Raw genomic sequence first — 15,189 nt, 5'->3', positions numbered from 1 at the left:
CCGGTGCGAACGAGCCGGGCACGCGCCGCAGTCACGGAGGCGGGGCAACCCCGGCCGGTGCCAAGGGGGCGGCCACGTGCCACGGTCCCGGAGGCAGGGCACCCTGACCCGGCCCGAACGCACCGGCCACGCGCCGCAGTCACGGAGGCGGGGCAACCCCGGCCGGTGCCAAGGGGGCGGCCACGTGCCACGGTCCCGGAAGCGGGGCACCCTGACCCGGCCCGAACGCACCGGCCGCGCGCCGCAGTCGCGGAGGCGGGGCGCTCCGGCCGGTGCGGAGGGGCCGGGCGCGTGCCGTGGTCGTGGCGCGGGCCCGGCGTGTCTCAGTCCTGCTCGGACGCCTCCTGCTGGGCCGTCGTGCAGGAGTTCTCCGGCTTGTCCTCGCCGGCGATCAGGGTGCGGATCACCGGCGCGGCCACCCGGACGATGTCCTCCAGGTCCGGCTCGCTGACGTCGGGGATGCGCAGCAGGTAGCGTCCGCTGGCGATGCCGAACATGATCACGGAGAACAGGCCGGCCCGGACCCGCGCGTCGGGCAGGTCGATGTGCTGGGCGATGGCCTCGGTGGACTGGTCGGTGACCAGTCGGCGCAGCTCCTCGGCCGCCATCTCACTGGTCATGCTGGTGCGCACCAGGACCGCCATCGGGCTGTCCGGGCTGGTCGCCCACCGGCCCAGCATGGTGCGCAGGTAGTTCTCCGCACTGCTCACCGGGTCCGGCGTGGTCAGCTCGTCGATCGGGATCTCGAAGTGGACCGCCTCCCTGAACAGCTGCTCCTTGGTGCCGAAGTACTGCATCACGGACGACTTGTGCGCGTCGGCGGCCTCGGCGATCAGGCGGATGGTCGCCCGCTCGTAGCCGTACTCGCCGAAGACGCGGCGGGCCGCGAGGAGGATGCGGCGACGAGTGCGCTCACCCTTGCCGTCGGGCCGCGGCACCACCATCGGGGTGCTCGCCGTCGGCTTGTGCTGGGGTGTTTCGTCGACGCGGGAGATCACTGCGCTGCCTCCTTGTCCGGGGACGGTTGCTGGGTGGTGCCGCCGCGGTGGCTATGCCTGCGCCCGCTGCTGCGCGGGCTGTTCTTCCGGCCGGGCGGCCCGCGGCCCCTTGGCGGTGACCACGGCCACGACGGTCACCAGGGCCACGGCGTACAGGACGGCCACGACGCGGAACGCCGTGCCGTATCCGTGGGTGAGGGCGTCGGCCGCCCGGCTCAGCAGCCCCTGGTCGTCGGTGGCGAGGGCCCGCAGCAGGGCGTCCGGGGCGCCCGCCAGCCGGTCCTCGGCCGTGGCCGTGGCGATGCCCGGCAGGAAGGCCAGCCCCACGGCGCCGCCCACCTGGCTCGCCGTGGTGAGGACCCCGGCGGCGATGCCGGTCTCCTGCGGGGGGACGCCGCTGACGATGCGGACCGTCAGCGGCATGAAGCACAGGCCGAGCCCGACCGAGGTCATCAGCATCGCCGGGGCGAGGTGGGTGAGGTACGCCGAGTCCGGCGTCAGGGTGCCGAGCCACAGCACGCCGAGCGCGCTGAGCGCCAGTCCCGGCCCGGTCACGGCCCGGGTGGGCAGCAGGCCCACCAGGCGTGGGGCGAGGAAGCCGCCGGAGACGAACATGCCGAGGCTCAGCGGGAGATACGCCAGTCCGGTGCGCATCGCGGAGTAGCCGAGGATCTGCTGCATGTACAGGGTGAGGAAGTAGTACATCGCGAACATGCCCGCGCCGATGAGCAGCATCGTGGCGTAGCCGCCGCTGCGGTTGCGGTCGCGCAGCAGCCGCAGCGGCATCATCGGGTGGCCGCTGCGCGCCTGGACCGCGAGGAACACGGCGAGCAGGACGGCGGCACTGCCGAGCGAGGCGACGGCCACCGCGTCCGACCAGCCTTCCTCGCCGCCGCGGGTGAGTCCGTACACCAGGGAGGTCAGGCCGATGGTGCCGGTGACCGCGCCGGGCACGTCGAGGCGGCCCGTGTGCCGGCCGGGGTCGCGCAGCAGCCGGGTGCCCCAGACCACGGCGGCGCCGACGGGCACGTTGACGAGGAGCACCCAGCGCCAGTCCAGGTAGGCGGTGAGCACGCCGCCGAGCAGCAGGCCGAGGGTGGAGCCGACGCCGTTCATCGAGCCGTACACGCCCATGGCCCGGTTGCGTGCGGGTCCCTCGGGGAAGTTCGCCGCGATCAGCGCGACGACGGCCGGGGAGACGAGGGCGCCGCCGAGTCCCTGGGCGGCGCGGGCGGCGATGAGCACGCCCTCGTTCGGTGCGAGGCCGCCGACGAGGGAGGCCAGGGTGAAGACGACGATGCCGAGGCGGAACACCCGCAGGCGGCCGTAGATGTCACCGGCGCGTCCGCCGATCAGCAGCAGGCCGCCGAAGGACAGCACGTACGCGGTGACGATCCAGGCGAGGGCGCCGCTGCTGACGCCGAGATCGCGCTGGATGCTGGGCAGCGCGATGTTCATGATCGTGCTGTCCAGAATGATCATGACCTGTGCCGTGGCGAGGACCGCCAGGACTAAGCCTTGCCGTCCGCCGGGCTGCCCGGGTGCCGCCTCGGCGGCCACGGGCCGGTCGTCCACGGACATAGCTCCTCCACTCTTCCGGTGGGACCCCTCCCGGCCCGGCGCAGGAATTCCCGGGACCACACGGGAGCCAAAAAATGTACGCCCGATCATAAATGACCGCTTGTACTTTTTCTAGGGATGGTCAGCATGACGACAGGCATCCACGACTCCGCCGACTCCGCCCTCGGCTCGCCCTCGGCCCCGGTCGGGGTGTGGACCGGCACGGCCGACCACGACGGGCAGTCGGACCCGTTCACGATCTCCTTCCTGCCCGACGGGACCGTCACCCTGGTCACGCCGTTCAGCAGCGGCCGGGGCACCTGGCGGCCGACCGACCGGGGCTTCGCGTACTCCTTCATCGAGACCCTCGACCCGGCCGTCACCGGCATGCCCGGACACGTCCGCGTCACGGTCGACGCCGTACGCGAGGGCGACTCCTACACCGGCTCCGGACCCGCCACGGTGCACTCCCCCGACGGCGCCCTCGTCCACCTCACGTCCTTCGAGACGAAAGCGGCGCTGCAGAGCCCGCAGGGGCGCGACCTGCTGGCCGAGCGGCCCGAACCGGCCGCCGCCGACCCGGCCCCCTGGCCGCCGGCGCCGGTGCGGGACGCGGCGGTGCTGGCCGCGGCGCAGGCCGGCCCGGCGGACACCGGCCGGCGTGTGACGCCGGAGGTGGTCGAGGCCCTGACCTCGGCCGGGTTCGCCCGCTGGTTCGTACCGCGCGAGCGCGGCGGGGAGCCGCGCGGGTACGCCGAACTGGTGCGCCACCTCGCGGTGTTGGGCGCCGACTGCGCCTCCACGGCCTGGCTGGCCTCGCTGTTCGCGTTCGCCGCCCGGTACGTCGCCTGTCTGCCCGAGAAGGCGCAGGCCGAGGTCTGGGCGGACGGGCCCGACGCCCGGGTGTGCGTGGTCAACAAGCCGCTCGGCACGGCCGTACCGGTCGAGGGCGGCTGGCGGCTGTCCGGCGAGTGGACGTTCGTCAGCGGTGTCGAGTACGCCGACTGGGCCCTGCTGGCCGGTCCCGCCCCCGCCGGCCCGCCCGGACAGGGCGGCGGACCGCTGCGGTTCTTCCTGGTGCCCCGCGCGGACTTCGGCCACCGGGACACCTGGCACTCGCTCGGCATGCGGGGCACCGGCAGCCACACCCTCGTGCTGGACGACGTCCTGGTTCCGGAGTACCGCACCTGCCTGCGCGAGGACGCGATGAAGGGCCGGGTGGTGGGCGTGTCCGGTCCGCCGCTGCCCACCCTGGCGGTCAACGGCCTGACCTTCGTGGCGCCGGCGCTCGGCGCGGCACTGGGCGCCCTGCGGGCCGCGGCCCCCGCCACCACGGTCCCCGCGACCGGCCCGCGCGAGGCATCCGGGCAGGCGTATCAGATCGGCTACGCCCGCGCCGCCGGCCTGATCGACGCGGCCCAGCTGCTGCTGCTGCGGGTCGCCGAGACCGCCGACACCGGACGGCTCAACCCCGTGCTCGTCCGCCGCAGCCGCCGTGACGCGGCGCTCGCCCTGGAACTGCTGGTGGAGGCGGTGGACGCGCTGCTGCGGGCCGGCGGCACCCGGGCCCAGGACGACCGGCACCCGCTGCAGCGGTTCTGGCGCGATGTGCGCTCGGTGGCCAGCCACGCCGTCGTGCAGTTCGAGCCCGCCGGCCTGGACTACACGCGCGGCCTGACGGGCTGACGCCACCCGGCGAATCCCCGCGGCGCCCGCCGCCGCATCGACCCCGGACACCGACGAACTCACCTGGGAGACACCCGTGATACTGGTCACCGGCGCCACCGGACACGTTGGCCGCCCTCTCGTCGACCTCCTGCTCAAGGCCGGGGTGAGCGTGCGCGCGCTGACCCGCGACCCGGACCGGGCCCGGCTGCCCGAGGGCGTGGAGGTGGCGCGCACCGACGAGCTGCCCATGAAGGACGTCAAGGCGGTCTTCTTCGTCCTCGCCGCGTTCCCGCAGGGCCCGGCCGAGGTGATCCGCCGGGCCCGGGAGCACGGCGTGCGGCGCATCGTCGCCCTGTCCTCCTACTCGGCCCGCGACGACGACCCGAAGAACTCCATCGCCGTACGCCACCGCGACCTGGAACGTCAGATCGAGGAGTCCGGTCTGGAGTGGACCGCCCTGCAGCCCGCCGGCGGGCTGGCGGTGACCGCGCTGGAGTGGAAGGAGCAGATCCGCACCTCCGGAGTGGCCCGCGGCCCCTTCGCCCGGGCCCACTCGGCCCCGGTGCACGAGCGGGACATCGCCGACCTCGCGGCCCGTGCCCTGCTCACCGACGAACTGCTCGGCGTCAAGCCGATGTTCAGCGGCCCGGAGTCCATCACCTACGCGGACCGGGCCCGGATCATCGGCGAGGCGATCGGCAAGCCGGTGCGGTTCGAGGAGATCAGCCACGACGAGGCCCGCAAGGAGATGGCCGAGGTGGGCATCCCGCCCGCCGCCGTGGAGGCCCGGCTGCGCATGTTCGCGGCCCTGGTCGACCGCCCGCACGAGATCTCGCCGATCGAGCCCTACCTCGGCAGGCCCGCCCGCGGCTTCGCCGAGTGGGCGGCCGACCACGTCGCCGACTTCACCTGACCGCCCCGCCCGTACGCCCCGTCGTGGAAAGGCTGATGATGTGGTACGACCCCTTGCGGCTGGCCGTCCTGGTCGGCAGCGGCAGGCCGGGACGGAGCGGCACGGCCGTCGCCCGCTGGTTCGCCGAGGCGGCGCGACGGTGCGACGGTCTGGAGACGGACGTCGTCGACCTGGCCGAGTACCCGCTGCCCGCGGAACCGGTGGCGGTGCCGCCGCCGGAGGTCCGCGAGGTCCTGGCGGGTCTGACCCCGCGGCTGGACCGCGCGGACGTGTTCGTCGTGGTCACCCCCGAGTACAACCGCTCATTTCCGGCCACGTTGAAGACCGCGGTCGACTGGCACGACAGCGAGTGGCAGGCCAAGCCGGTCGGCTTCGTCTCCTACGGGGGCCGCTCCGGCGGGCTGCGGGCGGTCGAGCAGCTGCGGCAGGTCTTCGGCGAGGTGCACGCGGTGCCGGTGCGGGACGGGGTCAGCTTCCACGGCGTGGGACAGCTCTTCGACGCCGACGGCCGGCCCGCGGACCCGGTCGGCAGCACGGCCGCGGCCCGGCTGCTCCTCGCCGAACTGGACTGGTGGGGAAGGGTGCTGCGGGAGGGCCGCGTCCACCACCCCTATCCGCACGGGGCCCGCACCCCCGCGGTGTCCGCCGCGCCCCGGCCGGCATGAGGGCCCCCGGTCGCGCCGCGGGCGTTCCTTCGCACCCTTCTCCCAGGAGGAGTCCCACCATGTCGTCGCCGTCCGTCGGTGTCCGCAGCCGCGGCCGCCCGGCGTCTGCCGCCGGGTCCTCGTCCCCCGCGGTGCGCGAGATCGTCCTCAAGTCCGGTGGGCTTCGGCTGTCCGCTCTGCTGGCCGAGCCCCGCCGGCAGGCGCCGCGCGCCGTCGTGCTGGCCGTGCCCGGCGGCGGTATGCGCGCCGGCTACTTCCATCAGACCGCCGCCCCCGGCCTGTCCCTGCTCACCCTCGGCGCCGAGCTCGGCCTGACCGTGCTCGCCGTGGACCGGCCGGGCTACGGGCAGTCGGCCGCGCGGCTGCCCGAGGGGCTGCCGCTGGTGGAACAGGCGGCCGTGCTGAGCCGGGCGGTGACCGGTTTCCTCGGCTCCCAACCCACCGGGACGCCCCTGTTCGTCCTCGCGCACTCCTACGGCGGCAAGGTGGCGCTGACCCTCGCGGCCCGGCACCACGAACTGCCGCTCGCCGGGCTCGCGGTGTCGGGCTGCGGCCACCGGTTCACCGGCGAGGCGGACACCTCGGGGCCGGGGCTGTGGAGGCGCAGGCTGCGCGGCAACAACTGGGGGCCGCTGGGCCTCTACCCGCCGGGGACCTTCACCCTGGCGCAGTCCCTGGGCAGCGCGATGCCCCCGCGCGAGGCGGCCGAACTGCCCGCCTGGCCCAAGACCCTGGAGCAGCTCGCCCCCCGGGTGCGGGTGCCCGTCCGGTTCACCTTCGCCGAGCACGAGCGGCGCTGGCGGCACGATCCGCAGGCGCTGTCCGAGCTCGCCCGACTGCTGCGGCACACGCCCGTCAGCGTCGACCGGCAGCCGGACGCCGGTCACAACATCAGCCTCGGCTGGGCGGCCCGGGCGTACCACCTGAGGATGCTCGCCTTCCTGGAGGAGTGCCTGCTGCGCCGGACCGTCGGCTGAGGCGGCCGCGGAATTCCGGCGGTGTCCGTCCGGATTCCCGCGCGGCCGTTTCGTCCGCGCTCCGTTTCCGCCGCGCACACATTCCCGAACGCATCGCATTCGGCGTCCGGTGGAAAAACACCCGAAGCTGTCCGGAAAACCACCCCACTTCCTTTCTCGGAGCGACGGCCGAACAGTACGATGAAAATCGAGTCCGCCCCGCGGTCCGCATCACGGACACGTCTGCGGGCCGATTTTTCGTGCAGAGAGAAAGGGTTGGACGTGAGCATCCATTCCCCCGGAGGACTGCCCGCCGAACTGGCCGGCCGGACCCTGTTCCCCGAGGACGAGGGGTTCCAGGAGGAGCACTCGGGCTGGAATCTCTCGGTGGCCCACGCACCCTCTGCGGTGGTACTCGCCGAGTCGGCGGCGGACGTCGCCGCCGCCGTGCGGTACGCCTCCGGGGCCGGTGCCCCGGTCGCCGTCCTCGCCGCCGGGCACGGCGCCTCCGTACCGGCCGACGGCGCGGTGGTCGTCAACACCCGGCGGATGAAGGAGCTGTCGGTCGACGCCACGGCCCGCACCGCACGCATCGGCGCCGGTCTGGTCTGGGGCGACGTGGTGGCGCAGACCGCGAAGGCCGGCCTGGCTCCGCTCAACGGCTCCTCTCCCACCGTCGGCGTCATGGGCTACCTGACCGGCGGCGGACTGCCCGTCCTGGGCCGCACCTACGGTTTCGCGACGCACCGCGTGCGCTCCTTCGACCTGGTCACGGCGGACGGCGACGTACGCACGGTCACCCCCGACAGCGAGCCGGACCTGTTCTGGGCGGTACGCGGCGGCCGGGGCAACTTCGGCGTGGTCACCGCCGCCGAGATCGACCTGGTGCCGGTGACCCGCGTCTACGGCGGCGGCCTGTTCTTCCCCGGCAGCCGGGCCGCCGAGGTGCTGCCCGCGTACTTCGACTGGCTGAGCGGCCAGCCGGAGGAGATGACCTCCTCCGTCATCCTGCTGCGCTTCCCGGATCTGCCGGCGGTTCCCGAGCACAACCGCGGGAAGTTCCTGATCCATGTGCGGATCGCCTTCACCGGTACGCCCGAGGAGGGGGAACGGCTGGTCGCGCCGCTGCGCGCGCTCGGCCCCGAGCGGGACGTCGTCGAGGACATGGCGTACACCCGCGTCGGCGAGATCTACCTCGACCCGCCCCGCCCGACCCCGGCCTGGGCCCGGACGGCCCTGCTGCGGGACGTGGACGCGGCGGCGGTGCAGGCCCTGCTGGACGTGGCCGGGCACGACCACGGCCACCTGCCGCCCGGAGGCGTCGAGATCCGTCATCTGGGCGGCGCGCTGTCCCGGCCCGGGGCCGTGCCCAGCGCTCTCGGTGTGCCCGAGGCCGGCTTCCACCTGTTCATGAGCATGCCGGCGCAGCCGGGGACGGAGGCGGCCGAGCGGGCCCGCAAGGCCGAGCAGCGGGTGATCGACTCGCTGGCCCGGTGGGACACGGGACGGCTGCTGCCGACCTTCATGTTCAGCAGCGACAGCGCGGTCGAGGACGTCGCCCGCGGCTACGCCCCGGAGGACTACGCGCGGCTGCGGCGGATCAAGGCGGCGCACGACCCGGGGAACATGTTCCGGATCAACCACAACATTCCTCCGGCCGACCATTCCTGAAACGCGGCGGCGGGATTTCCCCGCCACCGCAGTTTCCTCTGTTCCCGCTGTTCCTCCGATGCCCGGATGCGCGCCACGCGCATCCGGGCATCAGGTTTGTCGGGCCAGGCCGCCAGGGCCCGACGAAAAAGGCTCACGGAGGTTTTTCCGGCATGGAAAAGGGCGGTGTACGTGACGGCGGAATCGTCCGCTCGGCACGCACACCGCGATTTTCCTGGCCGTGTTTTCTCACGCCGCGACTCCGCGACTCCGCGACCCCGCGACCCCGTGACTCAGCCGGGGGCCGCGGTGACGCGCGTCAGGAGAAGTCGGCCACGTGGTGCTCGACCCACTGCGCGTAGGTGTGCGCGGGGCGGCCGGTGACCTGCTCGACCGTGGGCAGCACCTCGGCGGTGACGCCCTGCCAGGAGGCGAGCTGGTCCAGCAGGAACTCGGCGGCGTCCGGCGGCATCTGCTGGACGAGGTGGCTCAACGCCTCCTCGCGGGACAGCTCCTCGAACGCCACCGGCTTGCCGAGCACCTCGCCGATGATCCGGACGCGGTCGATCTGGGTCAGGGACTCGGGGCCGGTGAGGCTGTGCACACTGCCGTCCCGCGGGTCCAGCAGCGAGGCGGTCGCCACCGCGGCGATGTCCCGCTCGTCGACGGGGGCGGCCGCGGCCGTGCCGTACGCCGTGCGCACCACGCCCGTCGCCCGGATCTGCGGCGCCCAGCCGCGGTCGTTGAGCATGAACAGGCCGGCCCGCACGAACGTGCGCGGGATGCCGGAGCCCGTCACCGCGTTCTCGCACTCCAGATGCACCTGGCCGATGAATCCGGGGTCGTCGAACTCGATGGCCGACGACGACAGCATGGCGATGTGCTCCACACCGGATGCCTTGGCGACGTCCAGGAAGCCGTCGAGCTGCCCGAAGACGGGGAACAGGAAGGCCCGGTCCACCCCCTTCAGCGCGGGCGGCAGGCTCTGCGGGTCGGCGATGTCTCCGGCGACCACTTCCACCTCTGCGGGAAACGCCGCCTTCTCGGGGTCACGCGTGAGGGCCCGGACCGTCTCGCCCGCCTCCAGCAACTGCAGTACGACATTGCGGCCGACGTTACCGGTGGCGCCGGTGACCAGAATCATGAACTCGCTCCCAACAGGCAGGGCGACGGCGGGATGGGCGACGGGCGGGACGGCGACGCGGCAGGCCCGGCGGCGCACCCAAATCGTTGACCTGACCAACGTATCATGTTCGTGGGTCTGACCAACAGTTAACCCCGGTCCGCCCTTGGTACGGTGTTGCGGTGACCATGAAGGCGATCTCCCACGCTCCGGCCCGGCTGCAGGCCACGCCCAGCTGGCTCGTCACCCAGATCGCCACCCACGCGGCCCGTCTGGTCTCCCAGGCGCTGACTTCCGTGGACGCCCGGCGGTACGACTTCGCGCTCCTGGCGTCGCTCGACGAGTTCGGCCCGCTCAGCCAGGCCGAGTTGGGCCGGCGCTGCGGGATCGACCGCAGCTACATCGTGGAGGCGGTCAACGAGCTCGCCGGCGGCGGTCTGGTGGTGCGCGACGTGGACACCGCGGACCGGCGGCGCAACACCATCACGATCACTGAGGCCGGAGTACGGCAGCTCAAGCGCATCGAACACGCCTTGGCCGAGGTGCAGGACAGCCTCCTGACCCCCCTGGCGCCCGCGGAGCGCAAGCAGCTGACGGCCCTGTTGCAGCGGGTGCTCGACCACCGGCTGAGCAACGGCGGCTGAGCCAGGGCGCTTGCACGCGGCGGCTGAGCCAGGGCGGCGTACACGCGGCGGCTGAGCCACGACGGCATTCACGCGGCGGCTGAGCTTCCCGCCGGCCGCGGGTCCCTTCCCGCACCGGATGCGCGCACGGATGGCGGCAGCGCCCGCGACTGTCAATTTTCTGTGAAGCGCGGCACCGCTGTGTGTCAGCGCCGCGGGCGCTTTTTCTGCACCGGCCGACAACCCGGTGCAGCTCGTGAACAGCCTCGTGCACGCCTTCGCCATGTTTCCGGCACGGCTGATCTCCGGCGCTGATTCGGCGGCCATCATGGCCGACGGACCGAAAACGCGCGGAAAGGAGTCACGGATGCGGCAGTCGAACACCGGACACGCGGCACAAGAAGAAGCTCTTTGCCCCAATCCCCGCTGCGGGGAAATGCGGCGCCGAACGCCGGCCGGGACCGCCGGCGCACGAGGGAGAACGCGGCTCTGCGTCGGCTGCACGGGACGGCTGGCGCGTTGGCTGGTGGCGCTTCCGGACGCGTACGAGGAGTGCGGACGCGTCCTCGCGGGCTCCCGGACCCGGCGCTGGGAGGAGCACACCTCCAGCCAGACGATGCCCGGAATGCCGCTCAATACGGCGGCCGTGGAGACCCGCGCGGCCATCACCCGCGTACTCGCCTCCTGGAGCGGTCTGGTGGCCGAGCAGTGCGCCGCCGCCGCGCCGCGGCGCGAGGTTCCCGCCCTCGCCGGATTCCTGTTACGTCACCTGGACTGGCTGTCCGGCCACGAGGCCGTCGGCGACCTCGTCGAGGAGGTGGCGGGACTGATGCGCGCGGCCGCGCGGGTGGTGGACACGCCGTCCGAGCGGAGCCTGCCGGTCGGCGGGTGCCCGCTGGCGGGGTGCGAGGGCACCCTCGTGGTCCGGGCCGTGCAGGACTCCCGGACGCCGCCGGAGGTGGTCTGCACCGCTACGCCCGGCCATCGCTGGGCACTTCACGAGTGGCTCGCCCGGAACGACGGCCGGCAGCGCACACCGGGGAGCACCGCCGGAGACACGCTGCGCACCGCCGCGGCCGCCACCTCGTTGTGGCTGTCCGCGGCCGACATATCCCGGCTGTGGCAGGCGCCCCGCGGCACCGTGTACCGGCTGGCGAGCGAGAAGGGCTGGCGCCGCCGCCGCGGTACGGCCGGCCGGACCTTCTACCATGCGGGCGACGCCCAGCAGTCCCTGGCCGAACGCGGCCGCCGCCCCGGACCGTAGGTACCGCGGGGGGGGGGCCGCCTGGCCGCGGGTTGCCGCTGTGCCTGCCGGCGCGGGGCAGACCGACCGGGCCACGGATGCGGGTCGACCGACCGGGCCACGGGCGCGGGGCAGACCGACCGGGCCACGGATGGGGTCAGACCGCCTGGGCCACGGATGGGGTCAGACCGCCTGGGCCGGGGGTGCGTGGGTCAGACCGCCTGGGCCGCGGGCGCCGGGTCAGACCGCCTGGCCGCGGGCGGTACGGCGTGCGAAGCGGCACGGTGGTGCCCGGCCGGCACCGTCGTGTCCGAAGTCTCCGGGAGCGCGGGCGCGTCCATGACGCATTCGCCGAACCGGAAGCCGACCCCGCGGACGGTCACTATCCAGTTGTTCGAACCGAGCTTGCTCCGCAGGCTGTTGACGTGCGTGTCGATCGTCCGTCCCCGGGTCCAGCTGTCGTTCCAGACGCGGGACATCAGCTCCTTGCGGGTGAGGACGACACCGGGCCGGGAGGCCAGGGTGAGCAGCAGGTCGAACTCCTTGCGGGTCAGGTTGATCGGCTCGCCGGCGAGCCAGGCCGCGCGGGCCGACTGATCGATGCGCAGCGGCCCGTACACGATGCTCCCGGAAGGGCCGTGCCGCGCCCTGCTGCGCCGGGTGACGGCCTCGATCCGGGCCACCAGCTCGCGGATGCCGCAGCCGCGGTCGATGCAGTCGTCCGCTCCCGCCTTCAGACCGAGCACCCGCTCGAGTTCGTCGCCCTGTTCGGTCACCGCGATCATCGGCGTATCGCTGACCTGGCGGATCGCCCGGCAGACCTCCAGCCCGTCCGCATCGGTCAGCCCGAGATCGATGATGATGAAATCCGCTTCCGTGTGCATGGCCAGCGCCTGCTGCGCCGAGTGCGCGAAGAAGATTTTGTTCCCGTACCGCTTCAGTTTTCGCGTACCAAATTCCGGCTCACAGCCGTCACCCAGCACAAAAAGCACGCGCATCGTTTACCTTTCGGTTTTCGCACCCTGAGCTGCAATGGAGATGTTGCGCGAGATCAGCATGTGGCGATGCTGGACGGAACCCCGAAAGCGCAAGGCGCTCCATGGGAAAGGAATGACACGTGCACGAATGCACTCCCCCTTTGGTGGCACATTCCCGGCGGTTCGAATTGCCGCCGATCAGCCGTTCGCTGAATTTGTGAACGCACCAACAGTCTTAGGACACCGGACTGCTATTTCAATGCCCACCTAATGTTTTGGCCGAAACGAAGGATCGCCCAAGCCAGGGAGATGTCCGGTTTGCCCATGAATGTCGTATGTGGGCACGTGTTTTTCTTGAGGGAACCTGCACCGAGACGGTCATGTTTCACGTCCGGTGGTTATTTCAAGAGCGCCGTCAGGACTCCTTGAGCTCCCTTGACAGACCCTGCTCGAGTGAAGAGGATAAGCGTCATTATGGAACAGGCATGTCTATCGCTTTAATCTCGGTGGAACCGCAGTCCTGTCCCACTCGGAGATCTGATCGAGTACGGCCGGCGGCCCGAACAATTGGCTGCCCGCGCACTACTGCGTGACATTGGCTGGTGCACGCCCCGCGGAATGCAAACCACCCTCCTCGGCGAAGACGTGTCACAGCGCCACAAAGATCGGCGGGGCGGCTCTGCCGTACCACCGAGCGGTTTCGACGCGCCCGGTGCGGCGCGCGGGCGGCGGGACGGCCGCCTCGGAGAGATTCTTCACACGAACGAACCGCAGGAGCGCGGCGAACGTCTCGCCGCCCTGCGCATGGAACGCGGCAACACGCCGTCCGGCGCGCTCTCGACGCCCTGCACACCACCGCGCAGGGCATCGGCGGCGTCCGCGTCCTGGCCGGCGGCGTCAACCGGGCGCCGACGTCACCGCGCTCACGGCATGGGCGCCGACGCGGTGTTCACCCCGGTGCGCAGACCCGCCACATCGCCCAGAGGGTCGACGCGTTCGACGTCACCCGGACCGACCGACATACAGGAGCCGACATGCTGACCAAGGTGCTCATCGCCAACCGTGGTGAAATCGCTGTCCGCGTGGCCCGTGCCTGCCGGGACGCCGGGATCGCGAGCGTCGCCGTCTACGCCGACCCGGACCGGGACGCTCTGCATGTCCGCGCGGCGGACGAGGCGTTCGCCCTGGGCGGTGACACCCCGGCCACCAGCTACCTGGACATCGGCAAGGTCCTCAAGGCCGCCGAGGAGTCCGGCGCCGACGCGATCCACCCCGGCTACGGCTTCCTCTCCGAGAACGCCGAGTTCGCCCAGGCCGTCCTGGACGCCGGGCTGATCTGGATCGGCCCGCCGCCGCAGGCCATCCGGGACCTCGGCGACAAGGTGGCCGCCCGGCACATCGCGCAGCGCGCGGGCGCCCCGCTGGTCGCCGGCACCGCCGACCCTGTCTCCGGCACCGGCGAGGTCGTCGCCTTCGCCGAGGAGCACGGCCTGCCCATCGCCATCAAGGCCGCCTTCGGTGGCGGTGGCCGCGGTCTGAAGGTCGCCCGCACCCTGGAAGAGATCCCCGAGCTGTACGACTCCGCGGTCCGCGAGGCGGTGGCCGCCTTCGGCCGCGGCGAGTGCTTCGTCGAGCGCTACCTGGACCGCCCCCGCCACGTGGAGACCCAGTGCCTCGCCGACAAGCACGGCAACGTGGTCGTGGTCTCCACCCGTGACTGCTCCCTCCAGCGCCGCCACCAGAAGCTCGTCGAGGAGGCCCCCGCCCCCTTCCTGACGGACCAGCAGATGGCCGAGCTGTACCGCGCCTCCAAGGCCATCCTCAAGGAAGCCGGCTACGAGGGCGCCGGCACGTGCGAATTCCTCGTCGGCCAGGACGGCACGATCTCCTTCCTGGAGGTCAACACCCGTCTCCAGGTGGAGCACCCGGTCACCGAGGAGGTCACCGGCATCGACCTGGTCCGCGAGATGTTCCGCATCGCCGACGGCCAGCCGCTCGGCTACGACGACCCTCCCCTGCGCGGCCACTCCCTCGAGTTCCGTATCAACGGCGAGGATCCGGGCCGGGGCTTCCTCCCGGCCCCCGGCACGGTCACCCGCTTCGACCCGCCCTCCGGCCCCGGTGTCCGCCTGGACGCGGGCGTGGAGTCCGGCTCGGTCATCGGCCCGGCGTGGGACTCCCTCCTCGCCAAGCTGATCGTCACCGGCGCCACCCGTGAGCAGGCCCTGCAGCGCGCCGCGCGCGCCCTGGCCGAGTTCCGCGTCGAGGGCATGGCCACCGCCATCCCGTTCCACCGCAAGGTCGTCACCGACCCCGCCTTCGCCCCCGAACTCCACGGCCAGGACGGGCCCTTCCGCGTGCACACCCGCTGGATCGAGACCGAGTTCACCAACGACATCCCCCCGTTCACCGCGCCCGCCGACGGCACACCGGCGCAGGAGGACGCCGGCCGGGAGACCGTCGTCATCGAGGTCGGCGGCAAACGCCTGGAGGTCTCCCTGCCCGACTCCCTGGTCCTGTCCCGGACCCGCACCGGCCCGGCCGCCGGCGCCCGCCCGCCACGACGCACCACCCGCGCCCACGGCCCCGCCGCCTCGGGTGACACCCTCACCTCCCCCATGCAGGGCACCGTCGTCAAGGTCGCCGTCGAGGAGGGGCAGAGCGTCAAGCAGGGGGACCTGATCGTCGTTCTGGAGGCCATGAAGATGGAGCAGCCTCTCAACGCCCACAAGGACGGCACCGTCGAGGCCATCACGGCCGCCGTCGGCGCCTCCCTCACCTCCGGCGCCCCCATCTGCGAGATCAAGGACTGA

Annotated in this window: 12 protein-coding genes; 8 read left to right on the top strand and 4 right to left on the bottom strand. The window is 72.5% G+C overall.

Going from position 1 to position 15,189, the window contains the following annotated elements:
• Nucleotides 1–323: 323 nt before the first annotated feature.
• Together ACSU6M_RS34080 and ACSU6M_RS34075 are read right to left on the bottom strand one after the other, a co-directional pair.
• A complete protein-coding gene (locus ACSU6M_RS34080) occupies nucleotides 324–944 on the bottom strand; it encodes a TetR family transcriptional regulator (protein ID WP_437075681.1) in 621 nt (206 codons plus the stop codon).
• Nucleotides 945–1,049: 105 nt separating this feature from the next.
• Nucleotides 1,050–2,579, bottom strand: a complete 1,530-nt coding sequence (locus tag ACSU6M_RS34075) for an MFS transporter (protein ID WP_437075638.1) — start codon at nucleotides 2,577–2,579, stop codon at nucleotides 1,050–1,052.
• Between the two features lie 126 nt (nucleotides 2,580–2,705).
• On the opposite strand from ACSU6M_RS34075, the gene ACSU6M_RS34070 reads away from it, so the two are divergent.
• From ACSU6M_RS34070 to ACSU6M_RS34050, 5 genes are all read left to right on the top strand, one after another.
• Nucleotides 2,706–4,244, top strand: coding sequence for an acyl-CoA dehydrogenase family protein (locus ACSU6M_RS34070; RefSeq protein ID WP_437075636.1), 1,539 nt, complete (start codon nucleotides 2,706–2,708; stop codon nucleotides 4,242–4,244).
• A 76-nt stretch (nucleotides 4,245–4,320) separates the two neighbouring features.
• Entirely contained in the window at nucleotides 4,321–5,139 is an 819-nt protein-coding gene (locus ACSU6M_RS34065; RefSeq protein WP_437075634.1) for an SDR family oxidoreductase, read from the top strand.
• A gap of 35 nt (nucleotides 5,140–5,174) precedes the next feature.
• Nucleotides 5,175–5,804, top strand: coding sequence for an NADPH-dependent FMN reductase (locus ACSU6M_RS34060; RefSeq protein ID WP_437075631.1), 630 nt, complete (start codon nucleotides 5,175–5,177; stop codon nucleotides 5,802–5,804).
• 59 nt (nucleotides 5,805–5,863) lie between these two features.
• Nucleotides 5,864–6,781 (top strand): alpha/beta hydrolase, encoded by a 918-nt coding sequence (locus ACSU6M_RS34055; protein ID WP_437075630.1) that lies wholly within the window; start codon nucleotides 5,864–5,866, stop codon nucleotides 6,779–6,781.
• A gap of 261 nt (nucleotides 6,782–7,042) precedes the next feature.
• Nucleotides 7,043–8,431: an FAD-binding oxidoreductase gene (locus ACSU6M_RS34050; protein WP_437075628.1), complete on the top strand. Its 1,389-nt coding sequence runs from the start codon at nucleotides 7,043–7,045 to the stop codon at nucleotides 8,429–8,431.
• A gap of 298 nt (nucleotides 8,432–8,729) precedes the next feature.
• Here ACSU6M_RS34050 and ACSU6M_RS34045 read toward each other — a convergent pair whose 3' ends face one another.
• Nucleotides 8,730–9,554: an NmrA family NAD(P)-binding protein gene (locus tag ACSU6M_RS34045; protein WP_437075626.1), complete on the bottom strand. Its 825-nt coding sequence runs from the start codon at nucleotides 9,552–9,554 to the stop codon at nucleotides 8,730–8,732.
• 167 nt (nucleotides 9,555–9,721) lie between these two features.
• Here ACSU6M_RS34045 and ACSU6M_RS34040 point away from each other — a divergent pair, with 167 nt between their 5' ends.
• Complete coding sequence (locus ACSU6M_RS34040) at nucleotides 9,722–10,177, top strand: MarR family winged helix-turn-helix transcriptional regulator (RefSeq protein ID WP_437075679.1); 456 nt, start codon at nucleotides 9,722–9,724, stop codon at nucleotides 10,175–10,177.
• Nucleotides 10,178–10,682: 505 nt separating this feature from the next.
• Nucleotides 10,683–11,420 (top strand): hypothetical protein, encoded by a 738-nt coding sequence (locus ACSU6M_RS34035; protein WP_437075624.1) that lies wholly within the window; start codon nucleotides 10,683–10,685, stop codon nucleotides 11,418–11,420.
• 191 nt (nucleotides 11,421–11,611) lie between these two features.
• Here the strand turns inward: ACSU6M_RS34035 and ACSU6M_RS34030 are convergent, their stop codons facing one another.
• Nucleotides 11,612–12,397 (bottom strand): response regulator transcription factor, encoded by a 786-nt coding sequence (locus ACSU6M_RS34030; protein ID WP_437075622.1) that lies wholly within the window; start codon nucleotides 12,395–12,397, stop codon nucleotides 11,612–11,614.
• A gap of 1,016 nt (nucleotides 12,398–13,413) precedes the next feature.
• On the opposite strand from ACSU6M_RS34030, the gene ACSU6M_RS34025 reads away from it, so the two are divergent.
• Nucleotides 13,414–15,189: an acetyl/propionyl/methylcrotonyl-CoA carboxylase subunit alpha gene (locus ACSU6M_RS34025; RefSeq protein WP_437075677.1), complete on the top strand. Its 1,776-nt coding sequence runs from the start codon at nucleotides 13,414–13,416 to the stop codon at nucleotides 15,187–15,189.

The sequence above is a fragment of the Streptomyces sp. enrichment culture genome (assembly GCF_964272895.1).
Taxonomy (GTDB): domain Bacteria; phylum Actinomycetota; class Actinomycetes; order Streptomycetales; family Streptomycetaceae; genus Streptomyces.
Note: the sequence above shows the minus strand (reverse complement) of the source record. Positions and strands in the feature narration are given on the sequence as shown.

Bases quoted from the DNA above. Each gene is read 5' to 3' on its own strand.
- ACSU6M_RS34080 (WP_437075681.1), bottom strand. From the start codon at position 944: ATGGTGGTGCCGCGGCCCGACGGCAAGGGTGAGCGCACTCGTCGCCGC.
- ACSU6M_RS34075 (WP_437075638.1), bottom strand. From the start codon at position 2,579: ATGTCCGTGGACGACCGGCCCGTGGCCGCCGAGGCGGCACCCGGGCAG.
- ACSU6M_RS34070 (WP_437075636.1), top strand. From the start codon at position 2,706: ATGACGACAGGCATCCACGACTCCGCCGACTCCGCCCTCGGCTCGCCC.
- ACSU6M_RS34060 (WP_437075631.1), top strand. From the start codon at position 5,175: ATGATGTGGTACGACCCCTTGCGGCTGGCCGTCCTGGTCGGCAGCGGC.
- ACSU6M_RS34055 (WP_437075630.1), top strand. From the start codon at position 5,864: ATGTCGTCGCCGTCCGTCGGTGTCCGCAGCCGCGGCCGCCCGGCGTCT.
- ACSU6M_RS34045 (WP_437075626.1), bottom strand. From the start codon at position 9,554: ATGATTCTGGTCACCGGCGCCACCGGTAACGTCGGCCGCAATGTCGTA.
- ACSU6M_RS34040 (WP_437075679.1), top strand. From the start codon at position 9,722: ATGAAGGCGATCTCCCACGCTCCGGCCCGGCTGCAGGCCACGCCCAGC.
- ACSU6M_RS34030 (WP_437075622.1), bottom strand. From the start codon at position 12,397: ATGCGCGTGCTTTTTGTGCTGGGTGACGGCTGTGAGCCGGAATTTGGT.